Source organism: Streptosporangium sp. NPDC000509 (assembly GCF_042898365.1).
Lineage (GTDB): Bacteria > Actinomycetota > Actinomycetes > Streptosporangiales > Streptosporangiaceae > Streptosporangium.
The window spans coordinates 49,781-64,565 of sequence record NZ_JBIAYX010000027.1 but is presented as its reverse complement, the minus strand read 5'-3'; the positions used below and the strand labels follow the sequence as shown (position 1 = coordinate 64,565).

8 protein-coding genes are annotated in these 14,785 nt (G+C 70.6%); 6 read left to right on the top strand and 2 right to left on the bottom strand.

The features are described 5' to 3' along the window. The first annotated feature begins 129 nt into the window (after positions 1-129). The 3 genes from ACFY3D_RS35950 (at position 130) to ACFY3D_RS35940 (ending at position 6,699) form a co-directional block, all read left to right on the top strand. On the top strand, positions 130-2,667 hold the full coding sequence (locus tag ACFY3D_RS35950) for a glutamate--cysteine ligase (protein ID WP_389988327.1): 2,538 nt from the start codon (positions 130-132) through the stop codon (positions 2,665-2,667). A 79-nt stretch (positions 2,668-2,746) separates the two neighbouring features. Further along, on the top strand, positions 2,747-4,534 hold the full coding sequence (locus tag ACFY3D_RS35945) for an N-acetylglutaminylglutamine amidotransferase (protein ID WP_389988324.1): 1,788 nt from the start codon (positions 2,747-2,749) through the stop codon (positions 4,532-4,534). Continuing rightward, on the top strand, positions 4,534-6,699 hold the full coding sequence (locus ACFY3D_RS35940; protein WP_389988321.1) for a S9 family peptidase: 2,166 nt from the start codon (positions 4,534-4,536) through the stop codon (positions 6,697-6,699). Before ACFY3D_RS35945 ends, ACFY3D_RS35940 begins: the two co-directional genes overlap by 1 nt. 134 nt (positions 6,700-6,833) lie before the next feature. Here the strand turns inward: ACFY3D_RS35940 and ACFY3D_RS35935 are convergent, their stop codons facing one another. Beyond that, positions 6,834-8,078: an ROK family protein gene (locus tag ACFY3D_RS35935; protein WP_389988318.1), complete on the bottom strand. Its 1,245-nt coding sequence runs from the start codon at positions 8,076-8,078 to the stop codon at positions 6,834-6,836. A gap of 1,001 nt (positions 8,079-9,079) precedes the next feature. Between ACFY3D_RS35935 and ACFY3D_RS35930 the strand changes: the two genes are divergently transcribed. After that, entirely contained in the window at positions 9,080-10,168 is a 1,089-nt protein-coding gene (locus ACFY3D_RS35930; RefSeq protein WP_389988315.1) for a hypothetical protein, read from the top strand. A 120-nt stretch (positions 10,169-10,288) separates the two neighbouring features. Here ACFY3D_RS35930 and ACFY3D_RS35925 read toward each other — a convergent pair whose 3' ends face one another. Beyond that, positions 10,289-10,561, bottom strand: coding sequence for a hypothetical protein (locus ACFY3D_RS35925; protein WP_389988312.1), 273 nt, complete (start codon positions 10,559-10,561; stop codon positions 10,289-10,291). Between the two features lie 135 nt (positions 10,562-10,696). Here ACFY3D_RS35925 and ACFY3D_RS35920 point away from each other — a divergent pair, with 135 nt between their 5' ends. Together ACFY3D_RS35920 and ACFY3D_RS35915 are read left to right on the top strand one after the other, a co-directional pair. Next, positions 10,697-13,555 (top strand): carbohydrate-binding protein, encoded by a 2,859-nt coding sequence (locus ACFY3D_RS35920; RefSeq protein WP_389988309.1) that lies wholly within the window; start codon positions 10,697-10,699, stop codon positions 13,553-13,555. A 60-nt stretch (positions 13,556-13,615) separates the two neighbouring features. Further along, positions 13,616-14,779 (top strand): ThuA domain-containing protein, encoded by a 1,164-nt coding sequence (locus ACFY3D_RS35915; RefSeq protein WP_389988306.1) that lies wholly within the window; start codon positions 13,616-13,618, stop codon positions 14,777-14,779. The last annotated feature ends 6 nt before the right edge of the window (positions 14,780-14,785 follow it).

Here is a 14,785-nt window from a genome sequence, read left to right as displayed (position 1 = left end):
TGTCCCGATCGCGGGGAGCGGGCGCACAGTTTCACTTTCGCCCAAAGTGTGCGGTGAAGTGCGAAACTCCCTTTTTCGGGCAAAGAACAAAAAACGCATTAACCGGCGTAGTTCAGGGGTGATGAGGCAATGGCGGGTCTGGCGGGGCCGATCGCGGTCGGCGTCGAAGAGGAGTTCCACGTTGTCGATGTCGACACCCGGCACCTGGTCCCACGGGCCGGTGTCCTGCTGGAACAGCTGCCGGCGGAACGCTTCACCCATGAGCTGCAGCGTTCCGTGGTCGAGGCCAACAGCAGACCCTTCATGCACCTGGAGGACCTCGGGCACGACCTGACCGCGCTACGCCGCACGGTGATCCAGGCGGCGGACGGACTCGGCCTGGGAATCGTGGCGGCGGGCAGCGTACCGATGGTGGATCTGGAGGCGCTGAAGATCTCCCCTGATCCCCGCTACGAGCAGATGCTCGCCGACTACCAGCTGCTCACCCGCGAGCAGCTGATCTGCGGGACGCAGTTCCACGCCGACGTCGAGGACCGCGACCTGGCCGTGGCCGTCGCCCATCGCCTCGCCCCGTGGCTGCCCCCGTTGCTCGCCCTCAGCTCCAGCTCGCCGTACTGGCTGGGGTCCGATACCGGGTATGCCAGCTACCGCCCGCTGCTGTGGCAGCGCTGGCCCACCGCCGGCCCCGTCCCCAGGTTCGAGTCGGCCGCCGAGTACGACCAGGTGGTGCGCGACCTCGTCGCCTCCGGAGTGATCACCGACCCCGGCATGATCTACTTCGACATCCGGCCCTCGGCGCACCTGCCCACCATCGAACTGCGGGTCTGCGACGCCTGCCCCCGAGTGGGCGACATCGTGCTGATCGCCGGACTGTTCAGGGCCCTGGTGGCGAGAGAGCTGGACGCGGCGCAGAACGGCCCCGAGCGCACGGTCCGCCTGGAGATGGTCCGCGCCGCGTCGTGGCGGGCCTCGCGCTCCGGGCTGGAGGGCGACCTCGTCGACCCGGTCGAAGGCACCCCGCGACCGGCCGCCGAGGTGATCCGGCGGATGGTGAACAGCCTGCGCCCGCAGCTGGAGCAGTACGGCGACTGGGAGCTCGTCACCTCCCTGGCCACGGAGTCACTCGCCAGGGGGAGTTCGGCGGCCCGCCAGCGGCAGGCGTACGCCCGCGGCGGCCAGCTGTCCGACGTGGTCGACCTCGTCATCGCCGAGACGCGATCGGAGGAGTGGGAGACCGCCTTCGGCGGGCCGACGCCGAGGATGCACACCAATCTCCTCGACGGCTACGAGGCCCCCGGCGACGAGGCGATCATCGAGGGCACGGTGCGCGAGTCCTACCAGCCGGTGCTGCGGGTCCTCGACCGCCTGGGCGTCGAGGGACTGCGCGAGCGGGAGGAGAGGCGCGACGCCTACCAGCGCGACAACGGCATGACCTTCCAGGTCGAGGGAGGCGGCGAGAGCCGGATCTACCCGTTCGACATGGTTCCCCGGCTCGTCCCGCCCGGCGAGTGGACGGGGATCCAGCGGGCGCTGCCGCAGCGGGTGCGCGCGCTGGAGGCGTTCCTGCACGACATCTACGAGGGACGCGAGATCATCAGGGACGGCACGATCCCCGCGTGGGTGGTCGACGAGTCCCCCGGCTACCGCAGGCCGGGCCGCAGGGTGCCGCAGGGCACCGTACGCTGCGCCGTGGCCGGACTGGACCTGGTCCGCGACAACGTCGGCCGCTGGGCGGTGCTCGAGGACAACCTCCGGGTGCCCTCCGGGCTCGGATACGCCGTGACCAACAGGCGGCTGATCAACGAGCTGATGCCGGAACTCGCCCCCGGCGAGGAGGTCGCCGACCCGAGCGCGGGCCTGCGGATCCTGTGGGAGGCACTGCTCGCGGCGGGCTCCGGTGACCCGTCGGCCCTCGCCGTCGTCTCGGCGGGACCCGAGGACTCCGCCTACTACGAGCACAGGATGCTCGCCGAGGAACTGGGAGTGGTCCTCGCCGTACCGGCCGACCTGTCCTTCAAGAACGGTCATCTGGAGATCGACGGGCGCAGGATCGAGGTGCTCTACCGCAGGATCGAGGAGAGCGCGCTGCTCGGCGGGCGCCTCGGGCTGGAGATCATGGACGCCGTCGAGCGTTCCGCGCTCGTCCTGGCCAACGCGCCGGGCAACGGCGTGGCCGACGACAAGTGCCTGTACCGGTACGTGCCGCGCATCATCGAGTACTACCTCGGCGAGCGACCCCTCATCGACAACGTCCCCACCTACCTGTGCCGCGACGCCGCGGACCGCGAGCAGGTGCTCGACCGGCTGGCCGAGCTGGTCGTCAAGCCGGTGGACGGGTTCGGCGGGCAGGGCGTGGTCGTCGGCCCCGACGCCTCCGCCGACGAGCTCGAACAGGTCAGGAAGACGATCCTCGCCTCCCCCGAGGGCTGGGTCGCCCAGGAGACGGTCCGGCTGTCGACGCACCCGACCTTCGACGGAGACCGGTTGAGCCCGCGCGTCGTCGACCTTCGGGCCTTCGTCTGCTTCGGCGAGACCGCGAAGGTGCCGCCGACCGCGCTGACCCGCGTCGCCCCGGCCGGCAGCATGATCGTCAACTCCTCCCAGGGGGGTGGTTCCAAGGACACCTGGCTGCCGAGTGGGGACGTCGAGGTGGGGCTTGAGCGATGAGCTCAGGCGCGAGCCCGAGGCGTGAGATGTGCGATCTGAGCGGTGAGTTCCGGCGTGAGCCGGTCACCGGGGGGTTTCGATGTGTGGTTTGAGCGGTGAGCTCCGGTTCGACGGCCGCCCGGCGGACGTCGCCGCAGTGGCCCGGATGAACGATGTGATGCACGACAGGGGCCCCGACGGGGCCGGCCTGTGGTCGCTGGGGCCGGTCGCCCTCGGCCACCGGCGTCTGAGGATCATCGATCTGTCGGACCGGGGTGCCCAGCCGATGGTGGACAGCGACCTCGGCCTGACGGGAGTCTTCAACGGATGCCTGTACAACTACCGTGAGTTACGGCGCGAGCTGGAGGGCCTGGGCTACCGCTTCTTCTCCACCTCCGACACCGAGGTGCTGGTGAAGTCCTTCCACCGCTGGGGGAGTGGCTGCGTCGACCGCTTCAGGGGCATGTTCGCCTTCGCGGTCGCCGAGCGCGACACCGGCAGGCTCACCCTCGGCAGAGACCGGCTGGGGATAAAACCGCTGTACGTCACCCAGGACGCGAGGCGACTGCGTTTCGCCTCGTCGCTGCCCGCGCTGCTCGCCGGGGGTGGGGTGGACACCGGCATCGACCGGGTCGCCCTGCACCACTACATGACGTTCCACTCGGTGGTGCCCGCCGAGCGCACCGTCCTCGCCGGGGTGCGCAAGCTCCCCCCGGCCACGGTGCGCACCGTCGAGCCCGACGGCACCGTCACCGACCACCTCTACTGGCAGCCGCCGCACACCCGCTCGGCCCTGCCCGAGTACGCCGGGCTCACCCCGGACGAGTGGTGCGAGGCCGTGCTCGACCAACTGCGGACGGCCGTACGCAGGCGCATGGTCGCGGACGTGCCCGTGGGCGTGCTGCTGTCGGGGGGCCTGGACTCCAGCCTGATCGTCGCGCTGCTGGCCGAGGAGGGGCAGGCGGGCCTCGCGACCTTCAGCATCGGCTTCCCGTCGGCGGGAGGGGAGCGTGGGGACGAGTTCGCCTACTCCGACCTGGTCGCCAGGGAGTTCGGCACCGATCACCAGCGCATCCTCATCGACGACACCCGCATGCTGCCCGCCCTGGAGCACGCGGTGCTCGCCATGAGCGAGCCGATGGTGAGCCACGACTGCGTCGCCTTCCACCTGCTGTCGGAGGAGGTCTCCAAGCACGTCAAGGTCGTCCAGTCAGGCCAGGGCGCCGACGAGGTGTTCGCCGGCTACAGCTGGTACCCGCCGCTCGCCGGCGTGTCGCGCGAGGACGCCGCCGCCGTCTACGAGAGGGAGTTCTTCGACCGCTCGCACGCGGCGCTGGCCGAGATCCTGTCCCCCGAGTACATGCTGGACGAGGACGTCAGCGGCGACTTCGTCCGCCGTCACCTCGCCAGGCCAGGCGCGGACACCGCGCTCGACGCGGCGCTGCGCCTGGACACGAACGTCATGCTCGTCGACGACCCGGTCAAGCGCGTGGACAACATGACCATGGCCTTCGGGCTTGAGGCCAGGACCCCGTTCCTCGACCACGAACTCGTCGAACTGGCGGCGGCCTGCCCGCCCGAGCTCAAGCTCGCCTCCGGCGGCAAGGGCATCTTGAAGGGTGCCGCGCGCAAACTGCTGCCCGCCGAGATCATCGACCGGCCCAAGGGGTACTTTCCGGTCCCGGCCATCAGGCACATCCACGGTCCGTATCTGGAACTCGTCAGGGAGGCGCTGACCGGCCCCGCCGCGAGGGCCCGCGGCCTGTTCGACCAGCCATATGTCGACAAGTTGCTGGCGGCTCCGGACGAACACCGCACTACCCTGGGTGCGAACGCGTTGTGGCAACTCGGACTCCTGGAGCTGTGGTTGCAGGCACAAGGAGTTTGATGACCGAAATTCTCGGCGCCCGTTCCCGCCCCTCGATGGGCACAGGCCTGACCGCCTGGAGCTGCCGGGCGCCCGCCCTGGCGCCCGACTTGAGCGCCGTCGCCTTCATCGGCGACCGGGAGGGCTCGCCGAGGGTCTGGATCCAGCCCCTCGGAAGAGACCTGGAGGCGTGGCCTCCGGGAGAGCTCGAGGATCTCCTGGATCTCCAGGAGGAGGACCGAGGCGCCTGGCCGATCGACACGGGGGCCGAGCCCGTCGCCGACGTGAGCTGGTCCCCCGACGCCCGGCGGCTCGCCGTCCTCGTCGTGCCCGGCGGCGGGGAGCACACGCAGGTCTGGACGGTGAGGGCCGACGGCGGCGACCTGCGCCCGCTGGCCGCGCCCGAGGGCGGGTCGGCGTCGTTCGTGCGCTGGACGGGCCAGGGGGAGGTCCTCCTCGTCGCGGAGGTCTCCTCCTCTGGCCGTACGGACGCGGTGCTGATCGACGCGGGCTCGGGAAGCCGGGAGGTGATCGCGGCGGGGGCGCTCATGCACCCGGCCGCGGTGAGCCGTGACCACCGGCGGATGCTGCTGCGGCGCGGCCCGCGCGGCGTGCGCCGGATGTACGTGGCCGATCTCCCGCCCCTCCCCGGCGACCCCACGGGCCACCCTCCCGCCCTCGCCGGCGACCCCGCGGGTCCCGGCGCTCTCGTGCCCGGCCTGTCCCATCCCGGGGATCTCGCCGCGGACCCGCCCGGTGACCTTTCTGCCGACCTTCCCGTCGGCGTTTACCTCGGCCTGGCCGCCGGAGATCTCTCCGACGCCTCGCCCGGCCCTCCCGCCGAACCTCCGGCCGGGATTCGCGTCGACCTTCCCGCGGGCCATCTCGAAGATGTCCCGCCCGGCCTGCCCGCGAGCCTTCCCGACGAGGCCGCCGGTGACCTGCCAGGCTACGGGGAGCTGCCGCTGCTGGCCGGGCTGACCGGCACCACCGACTACGGCATCCTCTCTCCCGACGGGAGCACCGCCTACCTGCTGTCCGATGTCGGCCGCGACCGGGCCGCGCTGGTCGCGGTGGGCGAGGACGGGGTGGGCGTCGTGCTGGCCGAGCGCTCGGACGCCGAGCTGGACCAGTTCGCGCTGAGCTCCGACGGCCACCGCGTGGTGCTGGTGTGGAACGAATCCGGCCGCTCGGGGCTGGAGGTGATCGAGCTGGACACCGGCCGGACGCGTCCGCTCCCGCCCCTGCCCGCCGAGGTGGTGTCCTCGATCAGGGTGTCCCTGGACGGCAGTCTCGCCGTCCTGGCGGCCGAAGGACCCGGCCACCCCTCCCACGTGCTGCTCTGCGACCTGGAGGTGGGCGGCTACCGGCGGATCGCGGGATCGGATCGGATTCCCGAGGCGGCCGGCGCGGAGCTGATGCGCTTCCAGGCGAGGGACGGCATGGAGCTGACCGGCTGGCTCTACCGGGTCCCGGACGCCCCCGGCCCCGCCCCCTTCGTCGTCTACCTGCACGGTGGCCCCGAGAGCCAGGAGAGGCCCACCTTCAACCCGCTGTTCCAGAACCTGATGGCCGCGGGGATCGGGGTGTTCGCGGCGAACATCCGAGGCTCGACGGGTTTCGGCAGGGCCTTCCGCAACGCCGACAACCACGCCCTCCGCTTCGACGCGATCAACGACGTCGCCGACTGCGCCCTGGAACTGGCGCGGGCGGGCATCGCCGACCCGGCCAAGATCGCCTGCATGGGCCGCTCCTACGGCGGCTATCTCACGCTGGCCGCCCTCGTCACCCACCCGCGCCTCTTCCGCGCCGGAGTCGACGTCTGCGGCATGGCCGACTTCGAGACCTTCTACGAGCGGACCGAGCCGTGGATCGCCGCGGCGGCGGTCAGCGAGTACGGCCACCCCGTCACCGACCGCGAGCTGCTGCGGGCCCTGTCACCCCTGCACTCCTTCGACCGGCTCACCGCTCCGCTGCTGGTCGTGCACGGTGCCCAGGACACCAACGTCCCCCTGTACGAGGCCGAGCAGGTGCTCCAGGCGGCGCGGGCCCGTCAGGTGCCCTGCGAGCTGCTGCTGTTCGAGGACGAAGGGCACGAGATCCGGCAGATCCCGAACCGGGTGACCTTCGTCAAGAACGTCGTCGAATGGCTCAGATGGCATCTCGCGGTCCCCGACCCGGAGTGAGGCCGGGGTACCCCGGCACCTGGAGATCCTGACCCGGTGCGCGGCCGGTCGCTGTGGCGCGGAAGGCCGCCGGCATTTGGCGGCCCCGACCCGAAGTGAGGTCCGGTGCCGGCCTTACCTGCGCGTGAGACCGGTCACCGTGACGCGGGGGGCGCCGCCTCCGTCTCGATCCGGCCGGTCCTTGTGGCGAGCACCTCCAGGGGGTTGGCGAGGAGCTCGGAGAAGGCGAGTTCGGCCGCGCCGACCAGGGTGGCGTCGTCCCCGAGAGCCGAGACGCGCAGCCGCACCCTCTCCCGGGAGATCACCAGTACGTTCGCCTCCACCCGCCTGTGCACCTGGGCCGCCGCGCCCGGGTAGACCTCGCGCAACATCCCGCCGAAGATCACCAAGCCGGGGTTGAAGAGGTTGATCAGGTTCGCCACCCCGATGCCGAGCCAGTCGCCGATCCGGAGCAGCGCCTCCGTGGCCGCGGGATCCCCTCGGTCGGCGGCCTCCACCACCGCCCGTACGCCCTCGCGGCCGGTGAGCTCGGAGGAGCGGCCGGCGGCGTCGATCAGGGCCTGCTCGCCGACCTCCGCCTCAAGACAGCCGCGCGAGCCGCACCCGCAGGGCCGCCCGTTGTACGGGTTCACCATCATGTGCCCGAGCTCGCAGCCGTACCCGCCGTCACCGTCGAGCAGCTTGCCGCCGACGATGATCCCGCCGCCCACGCCGACGTCCCCGTGCAGGTAGACCAGGTTCTGGAAGCCGACGCCCACCCCGCGTTCGAGCTCGGCCAGCGCGCCCAGGTGAGCCTCGTTGCCGACCGCCACCGGGAGCCCGAGTCCCAGCCTGAGACCGAGTTCGGTGCCGAAGGCCTGGTCCACCCAGCCCATGTTCGGCCCGAAACGCACCATCCCGTCACCGGGCCTGATCATGCCGCAGTAGGCGGCGCCGACCCCGACGCACACCGAGTCCGAGGGTGCCTCGCGGTCCATCTCGCGGGCGAAGGCGGCGAGGGTGCCGACCACGTCGTCGAGGTCGGCCCCGGCGCGGGGCCGGACCGCCTCCCTGCGGTCCAGGATCGTTCCGCCCAGCCCGACCCTGGCGGCGACCAGCCGGTCCACGCGCACGTCGAAGGCCATCACGTGGAACCGGCCGGACTCCGGGCGGACCACCAGCGACGGCCGGCCCGCCTTGCCGGTGTCCTTGGGGAGTTCCTCGCGGACCAGGCCCGCCGAGGCGAGGTCCCCGGTCAGCCCCATGATCGTGCTGCGGTTCAGGCCCATCCGGTCGGCCAGTGCCGTGCGGGAGAGCGGGCCGCCCAGGTGGACGTGCCGGAGCAGAACGCCAAGGTTGTGCCGGCGAATCTCCTCCTGGGAGCGACCGGCTTTCAGCATCGTGGGAATCCTGACGACTGAGGGCTTGCCAACGTGGTGCGCCACGACGGCGGGGCGGGGCCGCCACACCGACCTGTAGCACTGCGATAGATCCTGTCACACCGGGGGAACACCGGCCGATGGCCGCGGAAGCGTTTTCCTGTCCCACCCGGACGACGTCTCGGGCTCGCCGCTCGGAAGGTGCGGTGGCCTCGTGAGCACATATTATGAATCTACATTGTAAAGGTCGCGGCTGAACACATCCATGATCAGTGCAACGAAAAGCATCAACAGGGCGGGAATGACCGACACCTGGCGGTTACACGCTCGGGCAAGCGCGATTATCACTATCCATGTGTTCATTTGAACATGAGGCGTGTGTGCTTGGCAAGCGTGTGAGCCGCCCGGCCTCTCTCCCGTCGCTCCTGCGGGCAGGTGCACGGATGAGAGGTGAGGGGCGGGCCGAGGAGAAGGCCTCCGCTCGCACGCTCTGTCGCGACATGGAGGTTGTCGTCGACCGGGGGCCATGTCGTCAGGGATCCGCCGGGGCCTCTCCGGGCAGATCGAAGGGCCGGATAAGGTCCGTCTTTCACCGCATTTCTTTGTCTTTGCGGCCTGCTGCTGATAACGGATCGGTAAGACCGTACTGTCATGGGCCGCATACAGTGTGTGATTTCGCCAGGCTGGGAGGGCGATACGCGACAGCAGGAGGCGAGATGCACGGTGAGCACGATCGGACTCACAGCCACGGCCTCACGGTGAGACCGCGAGGACGCATGCCGTACGGCGATCCGCCGCCCCGGCAGCCGTCGTCGTCCGCAGGGCGGTCGCCCTCCGAACTCTCGCACGCTCCCGAAGCGCCGCGTGCCACCGGACTCTCGAAGCCCTCTGAGCCGTCGGATCTCCCTGAGCCGCCGGAGCCGGCCCAGCCTCCGCGCCCCGTGCGGCCTCCAGGGTCCCGGGCGCCCATAGGGCCGCCCTCTCCTCCTGAGCCGCCGGAGTGGCCGGAGTGGGAAGAGGCGATGGTGCCGCGCGGGCCCGCGCGGCACCGCAAGGACGAGTGGGACGGGGAGAGCGGTGGCCTCGTCCCCCGTTCGCCGGTCCGCGACTCCCGGTCATACCTCGACAGCAGGCCGTTCTCGATGCCCCCGCCTCCCGGTCCGTGGCGGCGGCCGTGGTCGCGTCTGTCGCGCGACCACCTCCTGAGGCCCGCGCTGATCGCGGGATTCCTCGCCGCGGCGGGGGTCGGTGTCTGGTCGTCGGGATGGTCCCCGTGGGACGGCGTTCCCACCGCGGGCACGTCGCCCGCGTCTTCCGGGGAGGGCGTTCTCCTGGGGCACGACATGGTGATCACCGCCTCGCGAGCCCCCGGAGTGGACGCGAAAACCCCGCCGGGGGCTCGCGAGGGCGACGAGGGAGGGGACGCGAAGGTCCCGAGAGGGAGAGCCTCCGAGGGAGGGGCGAGACCGGACACGAAGGGCCCGCGGGGTGGGGATCGCCGGGAAGGGAAGAGGCCGGGCCATGAGAGGGCCGGCGCGGCAGGCGGTGGGAATGGGAAGGTCTCCGCCCCCGCCCCGGTGGGGGTGCTCCCGGTGGACCGCGCCTCCTCCGCCAGGGACGCCAGAAACGAGTGGGTCGAGCGGGTGGAGCGGGCAGGAGCCGCCAAGAAGCCGGCCGAGCGGCACGCACGGCACCGCGAGGGCGATTCCGCGCGGGCCGCCGCCGGGGCGGAGACGGGGCGGGCGAAAGAAGGCGCGGGGCAGGAGAGCGGGCGCGGGGCCGCGTCGAAGGCCGGTGCGGGACGGGGGAACGCGAGCGGCGGGCGAGGGGACGGAAGCGCCGGGCGCCGAGCGGGGAACGCGAGGGACGCCGGGGAGACGGCGGGACGGTCGCGCTCCGGTGCGCGGGAGGACGGGGCACAGCCCCGGGCGGGCCGGACGGGGGCACCGGCCACCGGGTCGCCGCCGCCCTCGGCCTCCAGAAGCAGGCCGTCGCCCGGGGGCGGCATCAGCGCCGGCTACGCCTGCCGTCATCTGGCCTCCACGGACTGGCGCCACGCCTACTGCGTACAGGTATGGAACGACTACAGAAACAGAAAAGGCCTGCGTTGACCCGCTTTCCGCGGGTGACTTCGGTTGACGCGGAGTGATGATTAACCGCCGGGCCGGGTCGGACAAGAACGCTGACCCGCGACGATGCGGCACGCGAGGAAAACGGGCGTGAATATTTTTTCATCCTGAGCGCCGGGTGATCGTCACGTCGGTTCGCAGCCCCGATCTCATCGAAGGATCCGCCGCATAGAGGGGGGGAGGTTCGGGCGTTTCCGCGTTGGTGTGCCTGACCTGGGAAGCCTTGACAGGGGGTTTACAGGCAATTTCCGGCGTGTTAAAAATCTGTAACTCGTGCAGCGGGTCGCGAAAAACCAGATTGTTGGTTGTCGCGACATCGTTGGTTTTCACGGTTCCGTTCTCGGAGACGGCACCCTCCGAGAACGCGCGCACCACCGCACGAACCCGGTATCACCGCACCACCGCACGAACCCTGGTATCACCGGCAGCGCATGACAACGCCGCCGGCGGCATAAGCGCGGCGGCGCGCGCCTTGCCTGACTGTCCCCCCAAGTCAGGAAAGGACCCTCCATGTCCCCACGCCCTCGGCCGTGGGCCAGGCTGCTGACCGCAGTCCTGCTCATCACCACCGGCGTCGCGGCCACCGGATCGACGGCCCAGGCGGTCACCGGATCGGCCACCGGCGCGGCGGCCCGCGCGATGATCGACATCCCGGCCTCCGACTATCAGCAGGTCGCCCTGGCCAGGGGCTCCGGCTCGCTGGGCGAGGCGATGTCGCTGACGGTGCTGCCCGACAGGTCGGTCCTGCACACGGCGCGCGACGGCACGATCCGCCGTACGACCGCGGCCGGGAGCACCACCACGGCCGGCAAGCTCAACGTCTACACGCACGACGAGGAGGGGCTGCAGGGCATCGCGGCCGACCCCGCCTTCGCCACCAACCGCTACGTGTACGTGTACTACTCGCCCAGGCTGAGCACCCCGAACGGCGACGCGCCCACCACCGGCAGCGCGGCGACCTTCGACCAGTGGAAGGGGCACCTGAATCTCTCCAGGTTCACCCTCAAGTCCGACAACACCCTGGACATGGCGAGCGAGAAGGTCGTCCTGCAGGTGGCGAACGACCGCGGTCAGTGCTGCCACGTGGGCGGTGACATCGACTTCGACGCGGCGGGCAACCTGTACCTGACCACGGGCGACGACACCAACCCGTTCGAGTCGAACTCCTACGCCCCCATCGACGAGCGCACCGACCGCAACCCGCAGTTCGACGCCCAGCGCTCCTCGGCCAACACCAACGACCTGCGCGGCAAGGTGCTGCGCATCAAGCCGCAGGCCGACGGGACCTACACCATCCCCAGCGGAAACCTGTTCCCCCCGGGCACGGCCAAGACCCGTCCCGAGATCTACGCGATGGGCCTGCGCAACCCGTTCCGCATGTCGGTCGACAAGGCCACCGGCATCGTCTACCTGGGCGACTACGGGCCGGACGCCGGCAGCAGCAACTCCAGTCGCGGCCCGTCCGGCCAGGTGGAGTTCAACCGCATCACCGCCCCGGGCAACTACGGCTGGCCGTACTGCACCGGCACCAACACCACCGCCGAGACCTACAACGAGTACACCTTCCCGTCCGGCCCCTCCCAGGCGAAGTACAACTGCACCGGAGGCCCGACGAACAACTCGTTCCGCAACACCGGTCTGACCACCCTGCCCGCGGCCAAGCCCAGCTGGATCCGCTACGGCGGCGACGCCGGATCGCCGCCGGAGTTCGGCAGCGGCTCCGAGTCGCCGATGGGCGGCCCGGTCTACCGCTACGACGCGAACCTGAACTCAAGCGTCAAGTTCCCCCAGACGCTCAACGGACGGTTCTTCGCCGGTGAGTACGGCCGCCGCTGGATCAAGGCGATCGAGGTCACCTCCTCGGGGGCGCCCGGCGAGATCTCCGCCTTCCCGTGGACCGGCACCCAGGTCATGGACATGTCCTTCGGCCCCGACGGCGCCCTGTACGTGCTCGACTACGGCACCGGCTCGGGCAACCAGGCCCTCTACCGCATCGAGTACATCGGGGGCGGCAACCGCAGCCCGATCGCGAGGGCCGCCGCGAACAAGACCTCCGGGGCCGCGCCGCTCGCCGTCACCTTCTCCTCGGCCGGCAGCTCCGACCCCGAGGGCGGCGCGCTCACCTACTCGTGGAACTTCGGCAACGGGGCCACCTCCACCGCGGCCAACCCCACCTACACCTACACGACCAACGGCACCTACACCGCCACACTGACCGTGCGGGACCCCGGCGGGCTGACCGGCACCGCCAACGTCACCATCACGGTCGGCAACACCGCGCCCACGGTGAACTTCGCCCAGCCCGTCAACGGGCAGCTGTTCTCCTTCGGTGACACGGTGCCCTTCCAGGTCAACGTGAGCGACCCCGAGGACGGGACCATCGACTGCAGCAAGGTCACGGTCACCTACCTGCTCGGCCACGACAGCCACGCGCACCAGATCACCAGCAGGAACGGCTGCTCGGGAAGCATCGTGGTCCCCACCGACGGTGAGCACGACAGCGCCGCGAACATCTACGGCGTCTTCGTCGCCAGCTACACCGACAAGGCCGGCCTGACCACCGAGAGCACGCGCACCCTGCAGCCTCGCCACCGTCAGGCCGAGCACTTCGGCGCCCAGTCCGGCGTCCAGCTCGCCGACCACGCCACGGCCGAGGGCGGCAAGACCGCGGGGTTCATCGACAACGGCGACTGGATCTCCTTCACGCCGTACGCGCTCGGCAACGCGACCTCCATCACCGCCCGCGTCTCCTCCGGCGGTGCCGGCGGAACACTCGAGGTGAGGGCGGGATCGGCCACCGGCACGCTCCTGGGCACGGTCACCGTGCCGGTCACCGGCGGCTGGGACACCTTCAGGGACGTCTCGGCCAACCTGAGCAACGTTCCCTCGGGCACCACCACGCTGTTCCTCGTCTTCAAGGGCGCGACGGGCCAGGGCAACCTCTTCGACCTGGACGCCTTCACCCTGAACACCGGTAGCAGCGGTACCAGCACCACGGTGGAGGGGGAGGCCTACACCTCCAGCTCCGGCGTGCAGTCGGTCGCCCACGCCGGAGCCAGTGGTGGAAACACGATGGGCCACATCGAAAACGGCGACTGGGCCGGCTACAGCACGCTGAGCGCGTCCGGGGCGAAGACCTTCACCGCGCGCATCTCCTCGGCGGGTTCGGGCGGCACCATCCAGATCCGCGCCGGTTCGCAGACCGGGACGATCCTCGGCTCGGTGGCGGTACCGGTCACCGGCGGCTGGGAGACCTACCAGAACGTCACCACCACCCTCACCGGGACGGGCTCAGGGGCGATCTTCCTCACCTTCACCGGTGGCTCCGGCTCACTGTTCGACGTCGACACCATCACGATCACCAAGTGACGAATCCCCGGCGCGGCGCTTCGCCGCGCCGGGGATTCTAACGTACCCGAAAGGACAGCGATGCGTAGTCTCATCGCACGCGGGCTCGCGGTAGCCGCGGCGGCCCTCACGGCGGCAGCGACCGTGCTCGTCCCCGGCGCGGCCCAGGCCGCCGCCCCGTTCGACGTGCTGGTCTTCTCCAAGACGGCCGGATTCCGGCACGACTCCATCCCGACCGGCATCCAGACCATCAGGGATCTGGGTACGGCTAACGGCTTCACCGTCACCGCGACCGAGGACGCGGGAGCCTTCACCACGGCCAACCTGGCCACGTACGAGGCCGTGATCTTCCTCAGCACCACCGGTGACGTCCTCAACAACACCCAGCAGAGCGCGTTCGAGAGCTACATCAACGGCGGCGGCGGCTACCTCGGCATCCACGCGGCGGCCGACACCGAGTACGGCTGGGCCTACTACGGCCAGCTGGTGGGCGCCTGGTTCAGCAGCCACCCCGCGATCCAGCAGGCCACCGTGAGGACCGAGGACAACACGCACCCGGCCACCTCCCACCTCGGCGCCACCTGGAGCCGCAGCGACGAGTGGTACAACTACGGCACCAACCCCCGTTCCAACGTGCGCGTCCTGCAGAACCTCGACGAGGGCAGCTACAGCGGCGGCAGCATGGGCGGCGACCACCCCATCACCTGGTGCCGCACGCAGGGTTCGGGCCGCTCGTTCTACACGGGCCTGGGGCACACCATCCAGTCCTACGCGGAATCGGCCTTCCGCAGCCTGCTGCTCGGCGGCATCAGGTACGTGGCCGGGCAGGTGACGGCCGACTGCAGCCCGAGGACCTCCGGCACCAGCATCACGGTCGAGGGGGAGTCCTACACCTCCAACTTCGGCGTGCAGCCGGCGAACCACGGCACGGCGAGCGGCGGCAGGACGGTGGGCTACATCGAAAACGGTGACTGGGTCGGATACTCGTCGGTCAACGTCTCCGGGGCGAAGACCTTCAGCGCCCGCGTCTCCTCGGCCGGTGCCGGTGGCACCATCCGGGTGCGCGCGGGCTCGCAGACCGGGACGGTGCTCGGCACGGTGACCGTGCCGAACACCGGCAGCTGGGACACCTTCAGGACCGTCTCCACCACCCTCACCGCGACGGGTTCGGGGCCGCTGTTCCTCACCTTCAGCGGCGGCTCAGGTTCGCTGTTCGACGTCGACACCATCACGATCACCAAGTAGTGCCCG